Source organism: Uniformispora flossi, from assembly GCF_049534875.1.
In the GTDB taxonomy this organism is placed as follows: Bacteria; Actinomycetota; Actinomycetes; order Streptomycetales; family Streptomycetaceae; genus Yinghuangia; species Yinghuangia aomiensis.
In genome coordinates this window covers 231438-256481 of sequence record NZ_JBMULZ010000004.1, presented here as the reverse complement: position 1 = coordinate 256481, position 25044 = coordinate 231438, and the positions used below count along the sequence as shown (strand labels likewise).

Annotated in this window: 21 protein-coding genes, 1 tRNA gene and 1 pseudogene; 17 read left to right on the top strand and 6 right to left on the bottom strand. The window is 72.6% G+C overall.

All coding sequences use genetic code 11. The annotated features are described in order from the left end of the window. The first annotated feature begins 2 nt into the window (after positions 1-2). The 7 genes from nuoK to ACPA54_RS10990 all read left to right on the top strand — a co-directional run bounded on the left by nuoK (position 3) and on the right by ACPA54_RS10990 (position 8640). Positions 3-383, top strand: a complete 381-nt coding sequence (gene nuoK, locus ACPA54_RS11020) for an NADH-quinone oxidoreductase subunit NuoK (protein ID WP_423528980.1) — start codon at positions 3-5, stop codon at positions 381-383. Then, positions 380-2347 carry an NADH-quinone oxidoreductase subunit 5 family protein gene (locus tag ACPA54_RS11015; RefSeq protein ID WP_423528492.1) on the top strand — a complete coding sequence of 656 codons (1968 nt, stop codon included), beginning with the start codon at positions 380-382 and terminating at the stop codon, positions 2345-2347. The genes nuoK and ACPA54_RS11015 overlap by 4 nt, the downstream gene beginning before the upstream one ends. Next, on the top strand, positions 2344-3864 hold the full coding sequence (locus tag ACPA54_RS11010) for a complex I subunit 4 family protein (protein WP_423528490.1): 1521 nt from the start codon (positions 2344-2346) through the stop codon (positions 3862-3864). The genes ACPA54_RS11015 and ACPA54_RS11010 overlap by 4 nt, the downstream gene beginning before the upstream one ends. Next, the gene (locus tag ACPA54_RS11005) at positions 3861-5432 is read left to right on the top strand and encodes an NADH-quinone oxidoreductase subunit N (protein WP_423528488.1); all 1572 of its coding nucleotides are present in this window, start codon (positions 3861-3863) and stop codon (positions 5430-5432) included. Before ACPA54_RS11010 ends, ACPA54_RS11005 begins: the two co-directional genes overlap by 4 nt. Positions 5433-5610: 178 nt before the next feature. Further along, positions 5611-6468 carry a zinc metalloprotease HtpX gene (gene htpX / locus ACPA54_RS11000; protein WP_345678985.1) on the top strand — a complete coding sequence of 286 codons (858 nt, stop codon included), beginning with the start codon at positions 5611-5613 and terminating at the stop codon, positions 6466-6468. 173 nt (positions 6469-6641) lie between these two features. Further along, the gene (locus tag ACPA54_RS10995) at positions 6642-7046 is read left to right on the top strand and encodes a YccF domain-containing protein (RefSeq protein WP_423528486.1); all 405 of its coding nucleotides are present in this window, start codon (positions 6642-6644) and stop codon (positions 7044-7046) included. Positions 7047-7635: 589 nt separating this feature from the next. Then, on the top strand, positions 7636-8640 hold the full coding sequence (locus tag ACPA54_RS10990) for a glycosyltransferase family 2 protein (RefSeq protein WP_423528484.1): 1005 nt from the start codon (positions 7636-7638) through the stop codon (positions 8638-8640). Between the two features lie 100 nt (positions 8641-8740). On the opposite strand, the gene ACPA54_RS10985 is transcribed toward ACPA54_RS10990, so the two are convergent. Continuing rightward, positions 8741-9229 (bottom strand): YajQ family cyclic di-GMP-binding protein, encoded by a 489-nt coding sequence (locus tag ACPA54_RS10985; protein WP_423528482.1) that lies wholly within the window; start codon positions 9227-9229, stop codon positions 8741-8743. Positions 9230-9590: 361 nt separating this feature from the next. Between ACPA54_RS10985 and ACPA54_RS10980 the strand changes: the two genes are divergently transcribed. Next, positions 9591-9673 (top strand) — tRNA-Tyr (locus ACPA54_RS10980). Between the two features lie 576 nt (positions 9674-10249). Here the strand turns inward: ACPA54_RS10980 and ACPA54_RS10975 are convergent. Further along, a pseudogene (locus ACPA54_RS10975) lies at positions 10250-10555 on the bottom strand (hypothetical protein); the annotation flags it as partial. A 293-nt stretch (positions 10556-10848) separates the two neighbouring features. On the opposite strand from ACPA54_RS10975, the gene ACPA54_RS10970 reads away from it, so the two are divergent. From ACPA54_RS10970 to ACPA54_RS10955, 4 genes are all read left to right on the top strand, one after another. Continuing rightward, on the top strand, positions 10849-11598 hold the full coding sequence (locus tag ACPA54_RS10970) for a protein phosphatase 2C domain-containing protein (RefSeq protein WP_423528480.1): 750 nt from the start codon (positions 10849-10851) through the stop codon (positions 11596-11598). Positions 11599-11691: 93 nt separating this feature from the next. Continuing rightward, positions 11692-12240 (top strand): GNAT family N-acetyltransferase, encoded by a 549-nt coding sequence (locus tag ACPA54_RS10965; protein WP_423528478.1) that lies wholly within the window; start codon positions 11692-11694, stop codon positions 12238-12240. 123 nt (positions 12241-12363) lie between these two features. Further along, on the top strand, positions 12364-13137 hold the full coding sequence (locus ACPA54_RS10960; RefSeq protein ID WP_423528476.1) for a S1 family peptidase: 774 nt from the start codon (positions 12364-12366) through the stop codon (positions 13135-13137). 311 nt (positions 13138-13448) lie between these two features. Further along, complete coding sequence (locus ACPA54_RS10955; RefSeq protein ID WP_423528474.1) at positions 13449-14294, top strand: phosphotransferase family protein; 846 nt, start codon at positions 13449-13451, stop codon at positions 14292-14294. Between the two features lie 150 nt (positions 14295-14444). Here ACPA54_RS10955 and ACPA54_RS10950 read toward each other — a convergent pair whose 3' ends face one another. After that, the gene (locus ACPA54_RS10950) at positions 14445-15134 is read right to left on the bottom strand and encodes a GPP34 family phosphoprotein (protein WP_423528472.1); all 690 of its coding nucleotides are present in this window, start codon (positions 15132-15134) and stop codon (positions 14445-14447) included. A gap of 395 nt (positions 15135-15529) precedes the next feature. Here ACPA54_RS10950 and ACPA54_RS10945 point away from each other — a divergent pair, with 395 nt between their 5' ends. Further along, entirely contained in the window at positions 15530-16888 is a 1359-nt protein-coding gene (locus ACPA54_RS10945; RefSeq protein WP_423528470.1) for a dihydrolipoyl dehydrogenase family protein, read from the top strand. A gap of 30 nt (positions 16889-16918) precedes the next feature. Here ACPA54_RS10945 and ACPA54_RS10940 read toward each other — a convergent pair whose 3' ends face one another. Continuing rightward, positions 16919-18574 carry a serine/threonine-protein kinase gene (locus tag ACPA54_RS10940; protein ID WP_423528468.1) on the bottom strand — a complete coding sequence of 552 codons (1656 nt, stop codon included), beginning with the start codon at positions 18572-18574 and terminating at the stop codon, positions 16919-16921. A gap of 86 nt (positions 18575-18660) precedes the next feature. Continuing rightward, entirely contained in the window at positions 18661-19629 is a 969-nt protein-coding gene (locus ACPA54_RS10935) for an enoyl-CoA hydratase/isomerase family protein (RefSeq protein WP_423528467.1), read from the bottom strand. Between the two features lie 255 nt (positions 19630-19884). Here ACPA54_RS10935 and ACPA54_RS10930 point away from each other — a divergent pair, with 255 nt between their 5' ends. Beyond that, positions 19885-20829, top strand: coding sequence for an alpha/beta hydrolase (locus ACPA54_RS10930; RefSeq protein WP_423528465.1), 945 nt, complete (start codon positions 19885-19887; stop codon positions 20827-20829). A 45-nt stretch (positions 20830-20874) separates the two neighbouring features. On the opposite strand, the gene ACPA54_RS10925 is transcribed toward ACPA54_RS10930, so the two are convergent. Continuing rightward, complete coding sequence (locus tag ACPA54_RS10925; protein ID WP_423528463.1) at positions 20875-21933, bottom strand: helix-turn-helix domain-containing protein; 1059 nt, start codon at positions 21931-21933, stop codon at positions 20875-20877. Positions 21934-22045: 112 nt separating this feature from the next. On the opposite strand from ACPA54_RS10925, the gene ACPA54_RS10920 reads away from it, so the two are divergent. From ACPA54_RS10920 to ACPA54_RS10910, 3 genes are all read left to right on the top strand, one after another. Then, positions 22046-22798: a YoaK family protein gene (locus ACPA54_RS10920; protein WP_423528461.1), complete on the top strand. Its 753-nt coding sequence runs from the start codon at positions 22046-22048 to the stop codon at positions 22796-22798. 264 nt (positions 22799-23062) lie between these two features. Next, positions 23063-24316, top strand: coding sequence for a threonine--tRNA ligase (thrS, locus tag ACPA54_RS10915; RefSeq protein ID WP_423528978.1), 1254 nt, complete (start codon positions 23063-23065; stop codon positions 24314-24316). Positions 24317-24465: 149 nt separating this feature from the next. Next, positions 24466-24963 (top strand): DUF1269 domain-containing protein, encoded by a 498-nt coding sequence (locus tag ACPA54_RS10910; protein ID WP_423528459.1) that lies wholly within the window; start codon positions 24466-24468, stop codon positions 24961-24963. The last annotated feature ends 81 nt before the right edge of the window (positions 24964-25044 follow it).

Sequence of the window (25044 nt, the reverse complement as noted above, 5' to 3'; positions counted from 1 at the left end):
GGATGCACCTCGTCTACCCCCTCGTCCTCGCGGTGCTCCTGTTCGCCATCGGCCTCTACGGCGTCCTCGCCCGCCGCAACGCCGTCCTCGTGCTGATGTCCGTCGAACTCATGCTCAACGCGGTCAACATCAACCTCGTCGCGTTCGACATGTGGCTCCGCGACACCCTGCACGCGGGACAGGCGCTCACCCTGTTCGTCATCACCATCGCCGCCGCCGAGATCGGCCTGGGCCTGGCGATCGTGCTCATGGTGTTCCGCAACCGCGCCACGTCGGACGTCTCCGAGCTGCGCGACCTCGCCGAGCCCGGCATCGGCAAGGGCGCGAACGCCCGGAAGGCCCGGAAAACCGGGACTCGTCGGATCAAGAGCGAGGCCGCATGATCACCGCCGCGGCACTCGCCACCGGCCTCCCGTTCCTCGCCGCCCTTCTGGGACTCGCCGTCGGCCGCCGGAGCCCCGCCGCCGCCCGCGTCCTCGCCGTCCTCCCGCTCGCCGCGGCCGCCGCGCTGGCCATCGGCGTGGCCGCGGCGCACGGCGACGGCGGCGTGACCGAGGAAGGCCCCCGGCTCACCCCGACCGGCGCGCTCGGCATCACGTTGTCGCTGCGCATCGACGGCCTCGCGGCGCTCGTCGGCGCGCTGGTCGCGGTGGTGGCGCTGCTCGTGCAGATCTACTCGACGGCGTACATGCGCAAGGACGAGCGGTACTCGTCCTACGCCGCGCTGATCTCGCTGTTCAGCTCGGCGATGCTGCTCGTCGTCTACACCGGCGACCTGCTGGTGCTGCTGGTCGGCTGGGAAGTGATGGGCATCTGCTCGTACTTCCTGATCGGACACTACTGGGAGACGGAAGTCGCCCGAGCCGCCGCCGTGAAGGCGTTCCTCGTCACCAAGCTGGGCGACGTGCCGTTCCTCATCGGCATCCTCGTGCTCGGCGCGGGCAGCGGCTCGTTCCGCATCGGCGCAATCGTCGACAACGTGCCGCCCGGCGGCCCGGCCTACATCACGGCGGGCGCGATCCTCATGCTCGGCGGCGTCGCCGGAAAGTCCGCCCAAGTACCGCTGCAGACCTGGCTTCCGGACGCCATGGCCGGTCCGACCCCGGTCAGCGCCCTCATCCACGCCGCGACCATGGTCGCCGCGGGCGTGTACGTCGTCGCCCGGCTCTACCCGGTCTACCTCGCCTCCACCGCCGCACTCGTGGTCCTCGCCGTGATGGCCGCGGTCACCATGGTGTTCTCGGCGCTGGCGGCGTTCGCGCAAGACGATCTCAAACGCGTGCTCGCCTGGTCCACGGTCAGCCAGCTCGCCTACATGACGGGCGGCCTGGCCGCCGGCGGCCGCGACGCCGCGGTGTTCCACCTGCTGACCCACGGCGCCTTCAAAGCCCTGCTGTTCCTCGCCGCGGGCGTGGTCATCCACCTCGCGGGCAGCGGCCGCATCAGCGACATGGGCGGCCTGCGGCACCGGTCCCCGACGGTTTTCTGGACGACGACGGCCGGGCTCGCCGCCCTGGTCGGCGTTCCGCCGCTGTCCGGCTTCTTCAGCAAGGAAGCCGTCATCGGCGCGGCGGAACACACCGCGCTGGACGCCCCCGTGGGAGGACCCCCGGCCGCGGCCGGCTGGCTCGTCCTGATCGCCGCACTGCTCACCGCGGCCGTCACCGCCGCGTACGCGACCCGGGTGTGGCTGCGCGTGTTCTTCGGCGAAAGCCGCGCCCCGCGCGGCGAACCCGCCAACCACGACGTGCCGGAACGTGCCGCCGAAGCACCGGCACCGCACGGCGAAGTCCCCGCCGCGATGCGGTGGCCGCTCATGGTGCTCGCCGTCCCGACGGTGTTCCTCGGCGTCATCGGACTGTCCACCGCGTGGCTGCCGGAATGGCTCGGCGACGCCGACGGACGTCCGTACCGCAGCGGCACCGCCGACGCGGGGCTGCTGCTGGAGAACCAGGCCTACTACGACCTCGTGCCGCGCCTCGGCACCTCGCTCGTCGCCGTCGCGCTGCTGGCCCTCGGCGCGGGCGTCGTCTACGCGGCCTGGCGGCGCGACCCCGCCGCCGACCCCGCGCGGCTGCTCGGCCCGGTGCGCGTCCCCGCCGAACGCGGCTTCTACGCCGACCGCTTCCAGGACGCCGCCGTCGTCCGGCCGGTGTGGGCGTTGTCCCGGGTGATCCGCTTCGTCGACACCGCCGTCGTCGACGCCTCCGTGCGCGGCGCCGCGGACGGCGCTTGGCGCACGGGCGGCCGCCTGCGGCGCACGCAGAACGGAAACGTCCAGGTGTACTTGGCCGGCCTGCTCACCGGAATCGTGATCCTCGCGGTGGCCGTGGCGGTGAACGCATGAGGTACGTCCTCCTCGCCGCCCTCGCCCTCCCGTTTCTCGGCGCCGCCGTACTGGTGCTGCGCCCGGTCGGCGACCGCGCCGCCCGCCGCTTCGGCGTCGGGGTCACCGGCGCGACGCTTGCGCTGACCGTCGCGCTGGCCGCCGGATTCGACCGGCACGACGCCCGCAGCATGCAGTTCGCCACGGACTGGGTGTGGGCGTCGTCGCTGGACCTGCATTTCCACGTCGGCATCGACGGGATCTCGCTGCCGCTGGTGCTGCTGACCGCGCTGCTGACGTTCCTGGTCGCCGTCCACAGCCTGGGGACAATTCCGGACGGCGGCAGCGCCCGCGCCTACGTGGCCCTCGTGCTCGTGCTGGAGACCGGTGTGCTCGGCACCTTCGCCGCGCTCGACCTGATCCTGTTCTTCCTGTTCTTCGAGGTCGTACTGATCCCCATGTACTTCCTCATCGCCCGCTGGGGCACCCCGGGCGAACGCGGTCCCGCCGCCGTCAAGTTCCTGCTGTACACCGTGCTCGGGTCCGCGGTCATGCTGCTCGGCTTCCTGCTCGTGCAGGCGCACACCGGCACCTTCGACATCACCGCGCTCGCCGCGGCGCACGGCAGCGGCATGTCGCGCGGCGTGCAGATCCTCGCGTTCCTCGCGATCGGCCTCGGCCTCGCGGTCAAGGTCCCGATGTGGCCGCTGCACACCTGGCTCCCCGACGCGCACACCGCGGCGCCGACCGGGGGATCGGTGCTGCTCGCCGGGGTGCTGCTCAAGATGGGCACGTACGGCCTGATCCGCATCGCCGTCCCCGCCCTGCCCCAAGGCGCCGAGGAATTCGCGCCCTACCTGGCCGCGTTCGGCACCGTCGGGATCGTGTACGGCTCGCTGGTCTGCCTCGCGCTGCTGCGCAGCCCGGACGGCGACCTCAAACGGATCATCGCGTACTCGTCGGTCGGCCACATGGGCTTCGCGCTCCTCGGCATCGCGACCCTCACTCCGCAGGGCATCAACGGCGCCCTGTTCGTCAACATCGGCCACGGGCTCGTCACCGGGCTCCTGTTCTTCCTCGCCGGCGCGGTCAAAGACCGCAGCGGCACCGCCCTGCTCGCCCGCATCGGCGGCAGCCTGTACGCCCGCGCCCCGCGTCTCGGCGGCCTCCTCGCGTTCGCCGCGGTGGCCGGACTCGGCCTGCCCGGCCTCGCCGGGTTCTGGGGCGAACTCCTCGCGATGTACGGCGCCTACCAGCCGGCCGCCGGCCTGAGCCACGGCCTCTACTGGGTGCTGCTCGCCGCGGCCGGCACCGGCACGGTGCTGACCGCCGCCTACATGCTCGGCCTGGTCCGCACCGTGTGCGCCGGGCCGGGCAGGCACGCCGACGGCTTCACCCCGCTGCCCGACGTCGGCGGCGTCGATGTCGCGGCCTGGGGCCCGCTGGTCGCGCTGACCGTCGTCGCGGGCCTGTGGCCCGCTTCCGTCCTCGCCGTCACCGATCCGGCCGTCCGCGCACTCCTGGGAGGCGGGGCATGACCCTCGGCTCGGCATCGCTCGTCCAGGGCATCGACTGGGCGGCCATCGCGCCGCCGCTCGCCGTCGCGGCGGCCGCGCTCGCCGTGCTGCTGGCCGACCTGTTCCTGTCCGGGCCGAGCAAGGTGTGGCTCGCGTGGCTGTCGCTCGGGGGCCTCGTCGCCGCGTTGGCGCTGCTGCTGCCGTTGCGCGGCGAGCACCGGGCGACGTTCTGCGCGCCAGGGCCTGAGCCGGGCGGGTGCTCGTACGTCGTCGGCGACTTCACCCTCGTGCTGCAGCTCGTCCTGCTCGGCTCGGCGGCCGTCGTCGTGCTGCTGTCCATGCCGATGACCGCACCGCGGCCGTGGGCCGACGAACACGACGCGGAAGCGGGCGTGCCCGGCGGCGAGTACCACTTCCTGCTGCTCGCGTCGGTGGCCGGCGCGGTCACCCTCGCCGCGGCCCGCGACCTGGTCACGCTGGTCGTGGCGCTGGAGACGCTGTCGCTGCCCGCGTTCGCGCTCATCGGACTGCGGCGCAGCGTCCTCGGCGGCGAAGCGGCACTCAAGTACTTCCTCATGTCCGTGGCCTCCACCGCCGTGCTGCTGTTCGGCGCGAGCCTGCTCTACGGCGCGACCGGGACGATGTACCTCGACCGCATGGCGGCCGCCCTGTCCGTGGTCGACCCGCAGCTGAAGACCGTCGCCGCGACGGGTGCCGCGCTGACCCTGGCGGGTTTCGCGTTCAAGGTCGCCGCGGTGCCGTTCCACTTCTGGGTGCCGGACACCTACCGCGGCGCCCCCGTGCCGGTGGCCGCCTACCTGTCGGTGGTGTCCAAGACGGCGGGCTTCGCGGGCCTGCTGCTGGTCGCCGGGATCGGGCTGCGTCCGTACGCACACGTGTGGGGGCCCGCGATGGCGGTGCTGGCCGCGCTCACCATGACCGTGGGCAACGTCGTCGCGGTCCGCGTGGCCACCGGCTCCGGCGACGTGGTCCGGCTGCTCGCCTGGTCGTCGATCGCCCAATCGGGCTACGTCCTCGTCCCGTTCGGCACCGCGGCCGGCCACGGCGCGGACCTGGCCGACCGGTTGCCCGCATCGGTCGCCTACCTCGCGGTCTACGCGGTCATGAACCTCGGCGCCTTCGCCGTCGTCACCGCGGTGCTGCGGGACCGCCCGACCGGCGTCCTCGCCGACTACCGCGGCCTGCTGCGCGCCCGGCCGCCACTGGCCCTGGCGATGGGGTTCTTCCTGCTCTGCCTGGCCGGGCTCCCGCCGGGGCTCATGGGCCTGTTCGCCAAGGTGACCGTCTTCCAGTCGGTCGTCGCGGGCGGCACCGGCTGGCTCGCGGTGGTGATGGCCGTCAACGTCGCCATCGGCCTCTACTACTACCTCGTGTGGACGGCGCAACTCTTCGCGCCGCCCGTGCCGTCGGCTCCCGCGGTCGAGGGAACCTTGGGCACGTCCGGTGCGTTGCGCGTACCGACGCCCTTCGCGGTCGCCATCGGACTGGCGTTCGGACTGGGCGTGGTGCTGTCGGTCGCCCCGCAGATCGTGCTGCGGGTCCTGACCGTGCCGGGGCTGCTGGGCTGACTTACCGGCACGCACCGCCCGCACCGCCCGCACTGCCGCGGCCCGGCCCGCGGCGGGCGCGGCCCGGGTGGCGGAGCCCGCAGACGAGTCAGGCGTGACGCCGTGTCTGTGGGGGAACCATACGATTTGTTCCTTCGTTGATCGGACAACCGATCCGTACGATCCGAGAGGACTCGCCGTGCACCGCCAGCACAACGGGCTGAAGACCGCCGTCCTGCTCGGCGCCCTGTCCGCGGTCATCCTCCTCATCGGCAGCGCCTTCGGGCGGACCGGCCTGATCATCGCGTTCATCGTCGCCCTGGGCACCAACGCCTACGCGTACTTCAACAGCGACAAGATCGCCCTGCGGTCGATGCGCGCCCGCCCGGTCAGCGAGGCGGAGAACCCGGAGCTGTACCGGATCGTCCGCGAGCTGTCGACGCAGTCCCGCCAGCCGATGCCGCGCCTCTACATCTCGCCGACCGAGGCACCCAACGCCTTCGCCACCGGCCGCAACCCGCGCAACGCCGCGGTCTGCTGCACCACGGGCATCCTGCGCATCCTCGACGAACGCGAACTCCGCGGCGTGCTCGGCCACGAACTCTCCCACGTCTACAACCGCGACATCCTCATCGCGTCCGTCGCCGGCGCGCTGGCCAGCGTGATCATGTTCCTGGTCAACTTCGCGTGGCTCATCCCGATCGGCCGCAGCAACGACGACGACGGCCCCGGCCTCCTCGGCATGCTGCTGATGATGATCCTCGGCCCGATCGCGGCCTCGCTGATCCAGCTCGCCATCAGCCGCAGCCGCGAGTACCAGGCCGACGCGTCCGGCGCCCAGCTCACCGGCGACCCGCTCGCCCTCGCCAGCGCGCTGCGCAAGCTCGAGGCCGGCACCCAGGCGCGCCCGCTGCCCGCCGAGCCGAGCATCCAGTCGACCAGCGCGTTCATGATCGCCAACCCGTTCCGGGCCGGCCAGGGCCTGACCAAGATGTTCTCGACCCACCCGCCGATGGCGGAGCGCATCGCCCGTCTGGAGTCGATGGCGGGGCGGTGATCGGGGCGGTGATCGGGGCGGCGGCCGGGCTCCGGCCCGGCGGGTGGTCGGGGGTTGACCAGGTCGGCGGTCGGCGGGGCGGGTTTTCTTCCGGGACCTGCTTGGTCGCGCACTATTCGGGGCATTCCTCACCAGTGTCTGGACGATCACCGACGCGAAAGCCGTGAGGCGCCATGAAGACCGTGCTCAACATCATCTGGCTCGTGCTGTGCGGCTTCTGGATGGCCATCAGCTACGCGGTCGCAGGACTCATCTGCTTCGTGCTGTTCTTCCTGGTGATCACCATCCCGTTCGGCATCGCGGCCTTCCGGATGGCGTCCTACGCCCTGTGGCCGTTCGGCCGCACGGTGGTCCGGAAGCAGTCGGCCGGCGTCGGCTCGATGCTCGGCAACATCCTGTGGATCATCCTCTTCGGCTGGTGGCTCGCCATCGGCCACCTGGTGACCGGCTTTGCCCTGTGCATCACCATCATCGGAATCCCCCTCGGCATTGCCAGCTTCAAGATGATTCCGATCTCCTTGACCCCCCTGGGCCACGACATCGTGTCGGCGAACGGAACCGGCTATGCGACGTACTAGGCAAGCAAAACCCCTGGTCAACGCGGTTGGCCGGAAGCTGCGGGGGAACGGCCGACCGCGCACCGGCACGAAGGGGATCCCGGCGGATGCCCGGTGGGGACCACCGTGACAGCCGGGAGTGGAGAGGGCTCGGGATCGTTTCGTTCGCGATGATCCCGATCTCGATCCCGATGCCGATCTCGATCTCGACCTCGCCGACGCCGCTCGGCCGCGACATCGATTCGACCGGCGACGACGGGTCGCTGTACGCCTGAGACGGTCGGGTGCTGGCTTCGGCGGGGGACCTGCTTCCGACCCGGGGACACTTCCCGCCGGCCGGCTTTCCCGGCTCGGATCCCTCGCCTCCGCCGTCTCCATCATCTCCATCATCTCCATCAGATCTGGCTGTCGGGTCTGTCGGGTCTATCGGGTCTGTCAGGTCTCCGGGCTCTGTCGGGTCTGCCGGGTCCCTCGGGAGGGTTCCGTCCGTGTGCCTTCCGGGTGAACGCGTTCCCCACCCGCTGAACCGCGGCGGGCGAGCTGCCGATAGTCCGCCCATACACCAGTCGCGCCCCCGCCCCCGGCGGGGCAGCCGACCCGGAGGTATGCCGTGACCGCAACCGTGAGCGTCATCGTCCCGACGCGCGACCGCCCGGCGGCGCTCGCCGACGCGCTGCGCAGCATCGTCCTGCAGGACGTGCCCGGAACGGAGATCGTGGTCGTCAACGACGGCGGGGGAGACATCGCCGCGGCGCTGCCGCTGGGCGCGCCGGGCGTGACCGTCCGCGTCGTCTCCCACCCGCGGCCGCGCGGCCAGGGCGCGGCACGGAACGCCGGGCTCGAACTGGCGTCCGGCCGGTTCGTGGCGTTCCTGGACGACGACGACCTGTACCTGCCCGGCCACCTGGACCGCGCGCTGACCGCGCTCGACGCGTCCGGCGCGGACGTGATGTACGCGGACTGCCTGCTGGCGGGCGGCCGGTGCGAGCCCGGGAAGCTGCCGGACTCGTCGCCGTACCGGTACGACTTCGCGTTCGACCCGGGCGTCCTCGCGGTGGCGAACTTCGTGCCGACGTCCGCGGTGGTGTGCCGCAACCCGGCGGTGCACGGGCCCGCGTCGTGGTTCCGCTTCGACCCGGAACTCCCGGTCCTCGTCGACTGGTCGCTGTGGCTCCGGCTGATCCACGACCGCGGCTGGTGCTTCGAGCGCGTCCCGGAGCCGGGCGTGGTGTTCCACCGCCGGACCGACGACGTCGCGGTCAGCGGGCGGACGGATGCGCACCTCGAGTACCTCGGCCGCTACGAGGACGCGTACCGCACGGTCATCGCCCGCTGGCCAGTCACCCCGGGCAGCCGGGTGGCGCGTTTCCGGTCGCTGTTCCTCGAGACATTCCAGATCGGCCAGACCCTGCTGGCCACCGGGCAGCGCATGGTGCCGTTCGCGTACGAGGGCGCTCTGCGCGTCCTGTACGACGCCTTCACCGGGCACCTCGACGAAGCCCTGGTCACCACCCGCACCGAAGCGGTGCTCTCCGGAACCGAGACGGCCCTGTCCTCGTTCACCCCCGGCTCCACAACAACCCGCCCCCCTCAGGCCGCCGGCACCGCGGGGTAGGGCAGCGGGCGGCCTGAGGGGGGCGGGGTGAAGCGTCTTTGCCGGCGGTTGGACGGCGCCGCCCGTACCTCGAAGCGCGTACGGGCCGTCCGGCCCCGACTTACCGGTAGTTGACGAACTGCAGGGCGAAGTCCAAGTCCTTGCCCTTGAGCAGCGCGATGACCTCCTGGAGGTCGTCGCGGCTCTTCGAGCTGACACGCAGCTCGTCTCCCTGGATCTGGGCCTTGATGCTCTTCGGGCCCTCGTCCCGGATGATCTTGGACACCTTCTTGGCGTTCTCCTGGGAGATGCCTTCCTGCATCGACCCGGAGATCTTGTACTCCTTGCCGGACAGGCGGGGGTCGCCGGCCTCGAAGGCCTTGAGCGAGATGCCGCGCTTGACCAGCTTCGTCTGGAACACGTCGAGGATCGCGTTGACCCGCTCCTCGGTGTTGGCGCGCATCTCGATCTGCTCGCCCGACCAGCCGATGTGCGCCCCGACGTTCTTGAAGTCGAACCGCTGCGAAATCTCCTTCGCCGCCTGGTTCAGGGCGTTGTCGACCTCCTGGCGGTCGACCTTGGACACGATGTCGAAAGAGGAGTCAGCCAAGGGTCAGCATCGCTTTCTGTGAGACCGGCCGCGAACCCGCCCGGACGACGGGCACCCGCACCCGCACCCGGCCCGGAACCCCAAGGCCCCGCACCCACCGGACACGTGGTCCCCCAGCGTATCCAGCCCACCCCACCACCCGCGGCTCCGGCACAGCCACACGACAGACTCCGCCGTTCTCACCGCCGCAGCCCACGGCCCCACGCCCCGCCGTCCGCCCCCAACGGCCACAGCGCAACCCTCCCGACCTGCGATCCCCACCGCTCCCCGCGCGCCTCCCCCCACCCCCGCAAACCGAGTGGCGAAGCACCCCTCCCCGTCCGCTATTGTTATCCCCGTCGCCGCAACGCGGGGACATCCCGGCGGGTTGCCCGAGTGGCCAAAGGGAGCAGACTGTAAATCTGTCGGCTGATGCCTACGCAGGTTCGAACCCTGCACCCGCCACCCCTTACGAAACAGCCTCTGACCAGCATGTTCGCGGTCAGGGGCTCTTTCGTTTCCGGCGCATCGGGAGCCTGCCCGCAGGGCGGCTTGTCTCGCTGTTTCCACAGGTGGATCAAGCTTTGTCGGACATGCGCGGGACGGCGGCGCAGTGTCACGGGCCCGGTCGCTGGTTCGGCCGATGCAGAGCGTGCGGACGCTTTGCGGGCGGCGCGCCCTGCCGGTCCGCGGCGAGAGCCTGTCAAACCGCGGCCAGGTGCTCCCTGCCTTCTCGACCCAGTCATCTGCGAAGTCGAACTGCAGTGTCACCTGCCGTCGTGAGCGGCGACTGTGTGCGGGTCGCCGACTTCGATGCGGATATAGCCGTAGTGGCCTACAGAGGGCCAGTCGCGCTTGACTTCGTGCGGGTCTGCTGCTTCCCAGACCGCGCGCGCTGGTCGAGGATCTCCCTCCAGTTGTCGAACGCCCTGTGCGGGTACAGCGCTCGGACGCGGGAGTCCGCAGCGTCGGTGCGGAGGCGAGGGCCTTGCGGGCGGCGTCCAGGCGCTGTCTGCTTTCCTCGATCCATTCCTCAGCGGGAGTGAGTCGCACGGTAACGGTGGTGACCATGCCGTCGTGGACGCTGATCGAATACGGACTGTCGGCCCTGATGCGCAGGTATCCGGCCGCTCCGGCGAACGGCCGGTCGCGCTTGGCGTCGTCCACGGTTCCGGCTTCCCAAGCCGCGAACAGGTCAAGCAGTGCCTCCCGCTGATCAAGGGCGTTGTCGTGGGCGTCGATCGCCACGTCGACGTGGGTCTCGGCGCTGATCCAGCCGCTGTGCGGTTTGATCCGGGCGTCGTGGAAGCTCGTGGTGTCGTCGCGGTACGTCGGTGTTGGATCCACCCGAACCTTGATCGTCTCGTCGCCTTCGCCGAACCGAACCACTTCGACTGCACGCAGGCGCGAGGGCGTCGCCCGCTACCTCCCCCTTGCGCGCCGGTGCAGGAGGTCCGACGAGGCGGCTGATCGGTCGCGGACGCTACCGCCCTCCGCCAACTCCGGCCCTGGCCTGCCCGCCGCCCACCGCTTCACGGCTTCCGACCCGATCGCGGGTGCGTCGGTGGAGGCGGAGCGGCGTACATGCGGCCTCGGCGTGGCTGGTTGCTGTCGGGGCATTGGGCGGGTTTGGGTGAGGTATGGAGGTCACGTACGCCACGGCGCCGGCGCCCGGGCGGGGGAATGAGGATTTTGTCGTTGCGGGGGAGCGGTTCGTTGTTGTGCTCGATGGGGCTACGCCGGTGGGGGAGTCCGGGTGTGCGCATGGGGTGCCGTGGTTGGTGGCGCGGCTGGGGATGCAGGTGGCGGTTGGGATCGTCGGCGGGGTGAGGGAGCCGCTCTCGGCGATCCTGGCCGAGGCGATCGAGCGGGTGTGTGGCATGCATGTCGGGAGCTGTGATCTCGGGCATCCGGACAGCCCGTCCAGCACCGTGACGATGCTTCGCTGTGCGGGCGGGACGCTGGATTACCTGGTCTTGTGCGACTCGCCGCTCGTGATCGAGGGTGGCGATGGCAGCCTGCGGACCTACGTCGACGATGCGACCGCGCGCCTTGTCGGTCGTACGCGGGACGACGTGCGGAAGCTGCGCAATCGGCCCGGCGGGTTTTGGGTTGCCAGTACGGATCCCGCGGCGGCGGAGCACGCACTCACCGGGTCGGTCGATGCCGCAGAGGTTCGTCGGGTGGCGCTCATGACGGACGGGCTGTCGCGGCTTGTCGACCGGTATGGGTGGACGTGGTCCCAGGTTCTCGACGTTGCCGAAGGACAGGGCCCGGGGGCCGCCGTCCGGGCGGTTCGCGAGGCCGAAGTAGCCACCGCGCCGGGGGCGTTCCCCGGGAAGCGGCATGATGACGCCACCATCGCCCTGTGTCGCGCGTTCACGCCGTGATCCGCCTCTGGTCTGAAGGGAAGTCGCCGCCGGGCTGCCTCTGACGCTCCCGCAAACCGGCCGACACGTAAGCCACCGCATATGGTCGGCACCATGCTCACCACCTCACAGCCGCTCCCCAATCTCCGCCCCGCCACCCGGGCCGATCTGCCCCGGATCCTGGCGCTGCTCGCGGACGAGGACCGGGTGACCGACCCGGCGGACGCCGTGGTGACCGAGGCATACGAGCGCGCATTCGCGGCCATCGATGCCGACCCACGCAACGAGCTGTTGGTGCTGACCCGCGCAACCGGCGACCTGGCAGACGAAGGCGAAAACCAGGTCGAAAAACAGAGCGAAAGCCGAAGCGAAAACCAAGACCGAGACGCCATCCTCGGCTGCCTTCAAGCGACCTACATCCCCGGTCTCGGAAAGGGCGGTGCGGAGCGGGTGTTGCTCGAAGCGGTGCGGATTCGGGCGGATGTCCGCGGTGGTGGTCTCGGCCGGACGCTGATGGAGTTGGCGATCGAACGGGCCCGGGTGCGCGGTTGCGCGCTTGTCCAACTGACCAGCAACAAGCGCCGCACGGACGCGCACCGCTTCTATGCCGGTCTCGGCTTCGTCCGCAGCCACGACGGCTTCAAGCTCACCCTCGACAGCTGACGGCGAACAGCCCAACCTCCCAGCCCCCAACCCCGCTCAATTCCCCGCCAACCCCATGCAACCCCCGCGCGACCCCAGCACGTCTCCACGGAAAAGTCCCCGGGTGAAGGGATGGTGGGCGTGATGACGGCAAGGAAGTCCGTACGGGCGTTCGTGTCGGCGGCGTTCGTGGCCATGGTGGTGACCGCGCTCGGCGTAGCCGCCCCCAGCGCGATGGCGGTGCGCGACGGGCGCGATGTCGCCGCCGGGGAAGCGCCGTTCACGGTGGCGCTGATGACCGCGGACGGTGTGCAGTTGTGCGGCGGCACGCTGGTGGCACCGGCCAAGGTGCTGACCGCGGCCCACTGCGTGACCGCGATGGACAAGGCGACCGACATCCGGGTCGTCGCCGGCCGCGTCGATTACACCGCCACCGGCGGCCAGACCCGGCGTGTGACCGCGGCGCGGATCCATCCGAAGTTCGACCAGGGCACGCTGACCTACGACGCCGCCGTCCTCACCCTCAACCGCCCCCTGCCGTACCGGACTTTGCCGATCGCCCGCGCGCAGGACGGCGCCCTGTACGACGTCGGCCGCAAGGCCACCGTCTACGGCTGGGGCACCCTCGCCGACGGTGTGCCGACCACGCTGATGCAGCGCACCACGCTCGTCCTCTCCCCGGTCGCCGCATGCGACCCGTATACGTTCCCGGGCGACACCGCTGCCACGAAGGTCTGCGGGCTGCCGCCGAAGGCGAATCCGAACACGAGCATCTGCCGCGGCGACTCCGGCGGGCCGCTCGTCGAGAACGGCAAGCTCATCGGCATCGTTTCCTCGGGCAACAAGTACTGCGGGACGGAACAGCCCCGCTCGGCGTTCACCCGCGCGAGTGCGGTGGCGAAGGGGCTGGACCTGTAACCCCCCCACGAGCCCAGCCAACGGCCGTAGCCGACGAGGCCGACGAGCCCAGCCGACGAGCCCAGCCGACGGCCGAAGCCGACTCCCCTGGACGCCCAACACACACCCCCACCCCCCATCCCCCCATTTCCCACCAACCCCACCCCCACCCGATCACTCCCGATCCCCGCCCGATCACGATCCCGCCCCGGCGGATCACCATCGCGCTCCATTCCATCCCCCGTGCGCAGTCGCCCGGGGCGCCGCCGATCGTGTTGGATACTCGAATCCCTGCATCGCACACGACACTTGGCGGATCTTGCGTGGACACCGTGGACGAGTTAGCCGATTCCTGCCGTGCCCATGTGGGGCCGGTCGACGTCGACGCCGTACGGCCGCGCCTCGACGGGGGCCGGGTCGCCTTCGTCCGGGCGCGCGACGGCCGCCGGTTCGTCGTCAAGCAGCATGGCACGGACGAGGGCTTCGCCCGCGAGTTGCGGGCGTACCGGGAGTGGCTGCCGCAGCTCGGCGAAGCCGTCCCGCAGTTGGTCGCCGCCGAGCCCGACCGGCGCCGACTGCTGCTCACACACGTCGACGGCGAGAACGCCACCGACGTACCCGCGGACAGCCTGCGCGAAGAGCTGGCGCACGAACGGGCGGGCGCGTTTCTGGCCCGGCTGCACCGCGTCGTGCCGTCGGAGGTGTCGCGGACGTTCGGCGCCGAGCTGGCCGCCCGGCTCGCCGCGCGGCTGCCGCGGCTGCAGACCGCGGCCGCGATCACCGCGCGGGAACGTGCCGCGCTGGAACGGTACGCCGAGCGGATCGGCCGTCTCGACGCGGTCGAAGTCGGTGTCTGCCACCTCGACTTCAGTCCGCGGAACTGGCTGATCCGGCCCTACGGCGCGGTCGTCGTCGTGGACTTCGAGCACACGAAGCGCGACGCGCTGACCCGCGACCTGTGTCGCCTTGCCCACCGGTCGTGGCGCGGCCGCCCGCATCTCCGGATGGCTTTCTTCCGCGGCTACCGACGGCGCCTGACTCCCAACCAGGAACACCAACTCGCGCTGTACGCCGGGCTCGAGGCGGTCACCGCGCTGTCCCTCGGGATGGACGTGGGGGACCCGGGGATGCTGCAGATCGGCCGCAGACTGATCGCCGAGGTGACCGGAAACGCGTGACGGTGCGCCCGCAGACAAGCCCCCGCTCGTCGCACCTGCGGTAGTCGCAACTTCGCTGCTCGCAACTCCGCCCGTCGCAATCCCGCCCGTCGCAACCCCGACCCTCGCAACCCACCCTCGCAACCCCCACCCCTCATCCCCCGACGCCCCTCACACCCCCCGCCAAATGTTGTCGTAAGCCGCCTGTTCGATATCCCGCCGCTGCCGTACCGCCTTGAGTTCCGTTGCCGCGTCGCCGACCGCAGCCAGCACGATCTCCACCGGATCGCGCGGCACGACCCCGTCCGCAACAGGCTCCGCGACAGCACCGGCACCGGCATCGACATCGACATCGGCATCGACATCGACGTCGGCACCACCGGTGGAATCACCAACGCCAGCACCGGCCTCGCGTACGCCCGCCGCCGCGGCGAGCCCGGCCAGTACGGGCTCGCCCGCGGCGTGGCGTGCCTCTGCCGTCCGACGGTCCGGTGTGTCGGCGAGGGTGACGTTGCCGCTGCGGAAGGGCATGCGGTGCCGCTGCCGGGTGAGCTGACCGTCCTCCTCGAAGGCGGCCAGGTAGGCGGCGGCGAGGTCCCGGCCGCGGCGCCACAGCCAGTCCTCGACCGATTCGTACGGGGGACTGTCGACCAGCGCCGCCCCGGCCTGCTCCAGCAGCGGGTCGGCGTTCGGCACCCGCAGCCGCGGCACGATCCGGTCGCCGTCCAGGACGACGGTCTCGTCGGCGAGCAAGTCGAGCAGCTCGGCCCCCGCCAGCGCGAGCGAAAGCTCGCCGTGCGGCACGGGATGCTCGGGCTCGGCGGCAATCGCGGTGATCATCAGGTCGCGTGCTGTGGTCATCGAGGACTCCACGTGGGGGACGGCCCGCGGCGGCAAGCGGGGTACCGGACTCGCCCTTACGAGCCTAGGCCGCGTCCCAGATCCCGTCCGCCCGACACCACCGGACACGCCACCGCTGTCCTCAACCGCTGTGCTGAACCACCGTCCTCAACCACCGTCCTCAACCACCGACCCGCCACCGAGCCGCCACAGCCCCGTCGCCGCCCCGCCGATCCCACCCACACACCACCCAAGAACCGACCACGCCCCCCGCACCACCCCACCCCGGGTTTTCGCCCCCGCCCCCTCGGGCACCAACCCCAAACCGCCCCGCCCCCCGCACCACCCCCCACACCACCCCCCACACCACCCCCCACCCCCACCCCCACCCCCCCCCAGGACCGAGGAGCCCCCAAGTGACCACCTCGCCCACCCCCCGCCACTACGACGTCATCGTCCTCGGCGGCGGCTCGCCCGGCGAGCACTGTGCGGGTGCGCTCGCCGAAGGCGGGCTGCGGGTGGCGGTGGTGGAGCGCGAGCTGGTCGGCGGGGAGTGCTCGTACTACGCGTGCATCCCGTCCAAGACCCTGCTGCGGCCCGGCGAGGCCGTGCACGCGGCCCGCGAGGCGGCCGCGAGTGCCGAGGTGGACGTCGACGCGGCACTTGCCTGGCGCGACTTCATGGTGTCGGACTACTCCGATGCCGGACAGGAACGCTGGCTCTCCGACAACGGCATCACGCTGCTGCGCGGCACCGGCCGGCTCGCCGGTACGGGCACCGTCGAGGTCGACGGCGAGCGCTACACCGCCGACCACGTCGTCCTCGCCAACGGCGCCGACGCCGCGATCCCGCCGATTCCCGGCCTGTCCGGGCTCGGTACCGGGCCCGACGGCGTGTGGACGAGCCGGGAAGCCACCGCCATGAAGAGCGTCCCGCGCCGGCTGCTGATCCTGGGCGGCGGGCCGGTCGGCGTGGAGATGGCGCAGGCTGTGCGCCGCTTCGGCGCCGAGGTCGCGCTCGCCGACCGTTCCGCGCACGTCCTCGCCCGCGAGCCCGCACCGCTCGGTGAAGCCCTCGGTGAGGTGCTGCGCCGGGACGGCGTGGAACTCGTGCTGTCCGCGAGCGCGAGCGGGGTGAAGCGGGAGGACGGCGAGTACGTCGTCGCGTTCGAGGACGGGCGCGAACTGCGCGGCGACCGCCTCCTCGTGGCGACCGGCCGCCGCCCGCGGGTGCGGGACGTCGGCCTGGAGAGCGTCGGCATCACCCCGGATCCGCACGGCGTCCCCGTCGACCCCTACCTGCGGGCGGGGGAGCGGCTGTGGGCGATCGGCGACGTCACCGGCTTGTGGCCGCTGACCCACGTCGGCAAGTACCAGGGCCGCGTGGTCGCCGCGAACATCCTCGGCGGCTCCCGCACTGCCGACTACAGTGCGGTGCCGCGCGTCGTCTACACCGACCCGCAGGCCGCATCGGTGGGCTCGGACACCGGCCGGTTCAGTGCCACGGTGCCGCTGTCCGGGGTCGCCAAGACGGCGACGTACACGCGGGAGTACGCGGACGCGAACGGCTTCCTCACCCTGCTGAGCGACGGCGAGCACCTCACCGGCGCCTACGCCCTCGGCGCGGAGGCCGGGGAGTGGCTCCAGCAGGCGACGCTCGCCATCCGCGCCCGGGTCCCGCTCGACGTCCTCACCGACACCATCCAGCCGTTCCCGACGTTCTCCGAGATCTACCTGTCGGGGCTGAAGGCCCTGCGCGCCGAGATCGCGTCCTGACGCGGCTTCGGCACGAAGGACACCCGCGCCTCAGCGCGGGTAGTACCCAGGGGCTCCCGCGGCGCGGCGTGCCGCAAGGCTGCCCACCACACACGCGACGATCGCCGCGATCAACGTGACATAGGCGCCCGCTTCCGCGGTCGGCGAAACCGCGTTGACCATCTCCATGGTGGCACCGGCATCGCGGGCGTCGCGGACCGTCCAGATCAGGTACGCCGGATGCACGACGGAGATCCCCGCTCCGATGCCGGCGAGCGCGGAGAAGAACACGCCGCCCCGGTTCGCGCCGCGGACCTGGATCCCGATGACGAAGAGCAGCGACGCCAGCACGGCGACGCTCACGACCCCGATGCTCAGGTAAGCCTCGTAGCCCTTGTACTTCTCACTCGCGGAGTCGCTCTCCATGTCCACGGAGACCGAGCCCCACGGCATCAGCGCGGAGAACGACGACAGCACCATCAAGACCAGCGCGAGGGCCGCCCAGCCGCGGCCCGGGCGCGGCGGGCGTCCGTACGCGTTGGGCGGCGGCGTCGCCTGGTGGTGCGGGTACGGTCCCGGTGCCCCGTTCCCCGGCCAGCCGCCGTGCGGCATCGGGTTCGGGTAGGTCACCGGGTCGGGCTGCCGCCACGCGGGCGGCGGCCCGGCGGGCTGTGCCGGGAGGGACGAGCCGGGCGGCGGCGACGTCGGCGGCACCGGGCGCGGCGGCGCGGTGGGTGGCGGAGTGGGCGGCATCGCCGATGCCGTCGGCACGTGGGGGGTGCTCGCGGCCCGCGTCGACTTGACCGTCGGCGGCGCCGCGGGCCGGGCGGGCGCACCGCCCGCGTTCGGTGCGGCCGCGGGCGGGGCCGAATAGGCGGCCTGGCGGTCGGCGAACGCGTCGAGGGCCGACCGGACGTCGGATATCGCGGCGAACCGCTGCTCGGGGTCCTTGGCCAGCATGCGCAGCACCAAGGCGTCCACCGCGGCGGGCACCTCGGCGCGGTGCTGTGACGGCGGCTCGGCCGGTCGCCCGAGGTGCTGGTTCATCACCGCGAACACCGAGTCGCCGGTGAACGGCGTGTGACCGGTCAGGAGTTCGAAGAGCACGCAGCCGAGCGAGTACTGGTCGGCGCGGGCGTCGACGGCATGGCCTTGGGCCTGCTCCGGCGACATGTAGGCGGGGGTGCCGACGATGCGGCCGGTGGTGGTCAGCCGGGTCGCGGTGTCGGCGAGCATGCGCGCGATGCCGAAGTCGAGGATTTTGACGGTGCCGTTCGTGGTCAGCATGACGTTCGACGGCTTGATGTCCCGGTGCACGATGCCCAGTCCGTGGCTGTGCGCCAGCGCGTCGGCGATGTCCCGGGCGATCGCGGCGGCGCGCCCGACGGGGACCGGGCCGGAGCGGATGTACGCGGACAGCGGCTGCCCGTCGACGTACTCCATGACCAGGTACGGCACCGGGTCCGCGGAGTCGTCGTCGCGCCCGTAGTCGTGCAGCACCGTGATGCCGGGATGCGCCAGCGCGGCGACGGCGCGCGCTTCGCGCTGGAAGCGTTCGCGGAACTCGGGCTGGCGGGACAGCTCGCCGGGCAGGGTCTTGATGCCGACGATGCGCGCCAGTTCGCGGTCGCGGCCGCGCCAGACCTGGCCCATCCCGCCTTGGCCGATCGCTTCGATCAGCTCGTAGCGGTTGTTGAGAACACGCATGATCCCCCCGGACCCGAGAGTGGCGGCACGAGTGTATTGCGGGCGCGAACCGCCGGACGTGGTTTTGCCGCCGCGCGCAAGCGACGCTATCCGGCCGACGCGGCCAGCGCGTCCACAAGTCCCCAGGCCAGCGCCCGTTCCGCGGTCAGCGTGTCCCCGGTCAAGGCGAGCCACGCCGTGCGGTGCCGGCCGATGCGCGGCGGAATGCTGGCCGTTCCGCCCGCGCCGGGGATGAGGCCCATGGCGATCTCCGGAAGCCGGATGGCGGTGTCCGACGCGGCCACGACGCGGCCCGCGAACGCGGGCAGTTCGATGCCCGCACCGACGCACGCCCCGTGCAGGTACGCGGTGACCCTGGGGCCGCAGCGCTGAAGCTGCGCCCCGGGACTGCGGTGCACGCGGATCAGATGCGCGCGAGCCGGATCCGCGCTGGTGCCGAACTCCGCCAGGTCGCCCCCGCTGCAGAACGCCGGCCCGTTGCCGCGCAGGTGCACCTCGGCGACGGACGGGTCGGCCACCGCGATCCGGAACGCCTCGCACAACGCGTCGCGGGTACCGGCGTCCATGGCGTTGCGCGCCTGCGGTCGGTCCAGCGTGACGTGCAGCGCATCGCCCTCGCGCCGCACCAGCACGGGTTCGGCGACGGGCCGGGGCGTGCGGGCCGGCGCGGACTCCCGCCACGCGCGGAACCCGGCGCCGCTCAGCAGCATCGAATAGGCGAGGGACTCGGCGGCGATCCGGTCCGCGCCGGTCAGCACCGAGCCCATCCGCAGCACCTGGACGAGCGCGAGCGAGGCGGCGGGCTGCGAATCGACCACCGCGGCGAGGCGGGCCGCGGCGGCGTGCGGATCGCCGCGGCCCACCCACGGGCGCGGCGCGTCGGACGGTCCGGTCAGCAGGACGTCGCAGGCCTCCGCGCCGCCCGGCAGGGCCGCGGGATCGCGCGGTTCGGCGGCGATGCCGACGACGACCCGGTCTTCCCGGCCCCACAGGACGTCGGCGCCCGCGAGGGCGTCCGGGCGGTCGAGGTCGACGGCGAGGAACGGCGACTCCACGTTTTCCCTTCGTCTGCTGCGGCCCGGGCCCCGTGCGCGGCCCCGGGTCCCTGTTCGTAGCAGAGCCCGGGCGCCGGTGCCAGGCCTGCGGAAAACCGGGCGATCCGGCACGCCGCGGGCGGATGTCGGGCATCCCGCCCGGACTGCCCGACGCCTGGCGGGTACCCATCCGCACGGCCGCGCGCCAGGATCGGAACGCCCGACGGCGCCTCCGCGCCCCGGGCCGCCCCCCGAACCGATCCGCAGAGGTGACACATGGCCTACGCCCTGGACCCCGAAGTCGCCGCCGTCGTGGCGCTGATGCCCGGGACGCCGCTCACCGACATCCCGGCCCTGCGCGGCATCGAGAGCACCCTGACGTCGGCGTTGGGCGAACCGGACGCGTCCGGCGTCGACGTCGCCGACCTCACGGTGCCCGGCCCGGCCGGTGCCCCCGACGTCGCGGTCCGCGTCTACCGCCCGGCCGGAACCGCGGGCACCGTGCTGCCGCTGGTCTTCGACATCCACGGCGGTGGATTCGTCCTCGGCTCGGTCGACATGTTCCACGGCGGCAACCTCGACCTGTGCCGGTCGCTCGGCGCCGTCGTCGCCTCCGTCGAATACCGGCTCGCCCCCGAAGACCCCTACCCGGCCGGTCTGGAGGACTGCTACGCCGCGCTCACCGCCCTGGTCGGCGCCGCCGCCGACCTCGGCATCGACCCCGAGCGCGTGGCGGTCCGCGGCGGCAGCGCGGGCGGCGGCCTGGCCGCGGCGCTCGCCCTGCTCACCCGCGACCGCGGCGGACCGCGGCTGTGCTTCCAGTTCCTCGGCTTCCCGGAGATCGACGACCGGCTCGCCACGCCCAGCATGGTCGCGTTCACCGACACCCCGGGCTGGAACCGGCCGAACGCCGAGATCAGCTGGGACGCCTACCTCGGCCCGGGGCGGCGCGGCGGACCCGACGTGCCGGCCTACGCGGCGCCGTCGCGGGCGGAGGACCTGGCCGGGCTGCCGCCCGCGTACATCTCCGTCATGCAGTTCGACCCGCTGCGCGACGAGGGCATCGCCTACGCGCAGGCCCTGCTGGCCGCCGGGATCAACGTCGAACTCCACCTCTTCCCCGGTACGTTCCACGGCTCCGGGCTGGCCCGGCACGCCGAGGTGTCGCGGCGGGAGCGTGCGGAGGAGATCGCCGTCCTGCGGCGCGCCCTGTTCGGCTGACCCCCGGCCCCGAACCCCCGGGACTGGTGGTGGCGGCGGCAGCCGTCAGTCCCGGGACAGCCTGCGCAGGGTGAGGGCGAGCATGGCGCGGAACCGGTCCGCCGGTTCCGAAAGCTCCCAGCCGAGCGCCCGCCCCGCGCGGGCCACCCGGTCCGCGACCGAACTGTGGTGGAGATGCAGGTGCGCCGCGGCGCCGCGCAGCGATCCGCTGCGGCAGAACGCCTCCACGGCGGCGAGGTCGCCCTCGCCGCCCGGCCGGGCCGCATAGGCCTCGACCGCGGCCAGCTCCGGACGTCGCCGCAGTTCCCCCGGCGGCAGCGCGGCCAGCACCGCCAGCGCCCCGAGCCCGTCGTGCCGGACGACAGCCGCCTCGGCGTCGCCCGCGACCGCGAACCGCAGCGCGACCCGGGCCTGCGCCCAGGACGTGCGGGCTCGCTCGGCGTCCACCGCGTCCCCGATGCCGACCACGACTCCGGGCGGCACCGCCGGGCCCGCGAACGCGTCCGGTGTCGGCGGCGGCTGCACGAGGACCGCGACCACGCCTTCCACCACCGCGTGCGGAGCCCGGCATTCCGCCGGGCGGGCCTGCGGGGGACGCTCGGGCGCCGCACCGCGCACCGCCACGACGGCAAGCGGGCGGCCCGGGACAAGGCCGAGGAGCCGCAGCGCACGGACCCGGCCCTCCGCGGGGGTGTCGTCGGCGAGCACGAGTTCGACGAGTGCGGGGTCGGCCGGCTGCGGGCCGGGCCGGTTGGTGTGGGCGGCGGTCACCGCGGCCAGCGCCATGCGCTCCAGGACCAGCGAGTCCAAGGGGCCGGGGCCGTCCGGACGTTCCAGCCACACGCCGCCCGGCCCGGCGGCCAGCGCGGTGGCCGGGAAATCGCCGCGGACCGAGGGCAGCGGCTCGCCGTCGGGCCGGTAGCGCACGACTGTGCCGTCCGGCCGCCACAGGCCCGCCGGGCATTCGGCGAGCGCGGCGGCGGCACGCACCAGCGCGGGCGCGGACGCGCCGCGCGTCACCAGGGCGTCGAAGTACGCGATCACCCGGAGCGCGGCCTCGGCATCCGGATCGAGGGCGGACAACCGCAGCAGAAGACCCTCCACGCGGCGACTCTAGCCGGACGCCGCCACGCCCACACGGCCCGCAGGATCCTGCCCCGGCTCCCCGCAGGCGCCGCCCCGACTGCCGGTCGGTCCGCGCGGGTACAGCGCCGGGATGGTCGACAACTCGGGACGGGGCGAAGCACGCGGGCGGGACGGCGGGTCCCACGCGGCGGGGGACATCCTCCGGCACGCGGTCTGGCCCGGGGCGGCCACCCGCGACGGCCGGTTCGTCCCCGCCCTGCTGGTGCTCACCGTCGTCACCGGCCTGGTCGACGCGGTGAGCTACCTCGGCCTCGGCCGGGTCTTCGTCGCCAACATGACCGGCAACGTGGTCTTCCTCGGCTTCGCATGCGCGGGTGCACCCGGGCTCTCCGCGACCGCGTCCCTGGTGTCGCTCGGCGGCTTCGTCGTCGGGGCGTTCGGCGGCGGGCGCCTGCACCTGGTCACCGAGGTCCCGCGCGGGCGGCTGTTCGCCACCGCGGTCGCCGGGCAGGCGGTGCTGCTGGCCGCGGCCACCGGCATCGCGGCGGCCGGGAAGCCGTTCGCGGACGGCGTCCGCTACGGCCTGATCGCCCTCCTCGGCGTCGCCATGGGCCTGCAGAACGCCGTCGTCCGCCGCCTCGCCGTCCCCGACCTGACCACCACCGTGCTCACCCAGACCCTCACCGGCTTCGCCGCCGACACCGGCGACCGGCGGCGCACCGCCCGGCGGCTGACGTCCGCCGCGGCGATGTTCCTCGGCGCGCTCGCGGGCGCGCTGCTCGTCCTGCGCGCCGACCTCGCCCCCGCACTGGGCACGGCCACCGCCCTGGTCGCGCTGCTGGCCGCGGTGTCCTGGGGATATCTGCGCCGCCGAGCACGGTGAACGCGCCGACCCCGCGGCGACTTTCGACTCCGGCGGCGGCGAAGGACCGCGGCCGCGCGGAACTGGTCTGTTAGCCTGGCCACATGCAGCGTGCCTTCCAGACGACGACGCCGGAGTCCGTCCCGGCGCGCTGAGCGATGACTTGGAGCAGCCCCGGGGCGAGTGCCCCGGGGCTTCGCCGTTTCCGGGGACTCGCCTCGCCGCCTTTACCGCGAGGAGAGCACGATGTCCGACTCCGTGGCCCCGGAGAATCCGATGAACCCGATGCCCGGCGGCGACGCCGCCGACCGGCCCGATCCGCGGCACGACCACCGCAGACTCGGCCGGGAACTCGGCCTGTTCGACACCGACCCGCTGATCGGCGCGGGCCTCCCGTACTGGCTGCCGGACGGCGCCGCGGTGCGGCACGCCCTGGAGGAGTACATCCGCACCGCGGAGCGGCGGGCCGGCTACCGGCACGTGTACTCGCCGGTGCTCGGCAAGCGCGAGCTGTACGAGATCTCCGGGCATTGGTCGCACTACAGCGACGACATGTTCCCGCCCATGGACGTCGGCGGCGAGCAGGTGCTGCTGCGGCCGAGCCTGTGCCCGCACCACGCGCTGATCTACCGCTCGCGGTCCCGCAGCTACCGTGAACTGCCGCTGCGGATGGCGGAACTCGGCGGGATGTACCGGGCGGAGCTGTCCGGCGTGCTCGGCGGCCTGACCCGGGTCCGGTCGATCCAGCTCAACGACGCGCACATCTTCTGCACCCTCGACCAGGTCGCCGACGAGGCGCGCGGGGCGCTGGAGCTGATCGGGCGGGCGTACGAGGCGCTCGGCATCCGGCCGGCCCGCTACCGCCTGTCCCTGCCCGGCCCCGGCGGGAAGTACGTGGCGGCGCCGGAACTGTGGCGCCGGTCCGCGGCGCTGCTGACCGAGGTGCTGGACGGATCGGGGCTGCCGTACGAGGCGGCGGAGGGAGAAGCGGCGTTCTACGGCCCGAAGATCGACGTGCAGATCGTCGACGCGGCCGGGCGCGAGTCGACCCTGTCCACCGTGCAGGTCGATTTCCACCAGCCGGAGCAGTTCGGCCTGGAGTACGTCGGCGCGGACGGCGCGAAGCACCGCCCGGTGATGGTGCACCGCAGCATCGTCGGCAGTGTGGAGCGTGCCGTCGCCCACCTCATCGAGGTGCACGGCGGGGCGTTCCCGGCCTGGCTCGCCCCCGTACAACTCGTCGCGCTGCCCGTCACCGACGCGGAACTCCCGCACGCCGAGGCGTTCGTGGCCGACTGCCTCGACCGGGGCCTGCGCGCCGAAGTCGCGCTCCCGGAGGCCGGCAGTCTCGGTGCCCGCATTCGCGCGGCACGGCTGGTCCCGTACCAGGCGGTCATCGGCGCCAAGGAAGCGGCCGACGACCGGATCTCCCTCCGCCTCCGCGACGGCCGCCGCCTCGACCCGCGCCCGGCGAATCGGGCCCTGTCCGAGATCAGCGCCGTGCTGGCCGGCCACGGCACCGCCCTGTGGGGTTCCTGAAACGACCGGAACAACCGGAACAAAAGGAACAGCCGGAGCGACCGGAACGACGGAAGCGGCCGACCGGCGAGCCGAATGGCGGAAGACCGTACCCTCGGCGATGATCGACGAGGCGTTATGCCCGTTTTGTCAGAGGAAGGGGTCATGCCTTGGCCGCCGCAAGCACGTTGACCGTCTGGAAGTTCGACAATCCGCAGGGTGCCGAGGAGGCCGAGCGGAAGCTGCTGACCCTCCAGAAGCAGGAACTGATCACCGTCGTCGACGCCGCGGTGGTCTCGTGGCCGCCGGACAAGAAGAAGCCGAAGACCAGGGAGCTTCACGACCTCACCGGCGCGGGCGCGCTGGGCGGCACGTTCTGGGGCCTGCTCTTCGGCCTGATCTTCTTCATCCCGCTGATCGGCGCGGCGATCGGTGCCGCGACGGGTGCGCTGTTCGGCAGCCTCAGCGACGTCGGCATCGACCAGGACTTCATCGACCAGGTCCGCGCCGAGATCAAGCCGGGCGACTCGGCGCTGTTCCTCATGAGCAGCGGTGCGGTCCTGGACCGCGTGCTGCCGGAGTTCGAGGGCAGCCACGCGAAGCTGATCCGCACCAACCTGTCGCACGAGCAGGAGACCAAGCTCCGCGAGGTCTTCGCGAACGACTGACCGCGCAAGCGGCAAACGCATGTGTGGCGCGGGTGGGGGGGTGTACCCGCCCCCCCCCCCGCCGCCGCGGGCGGGGGGCGG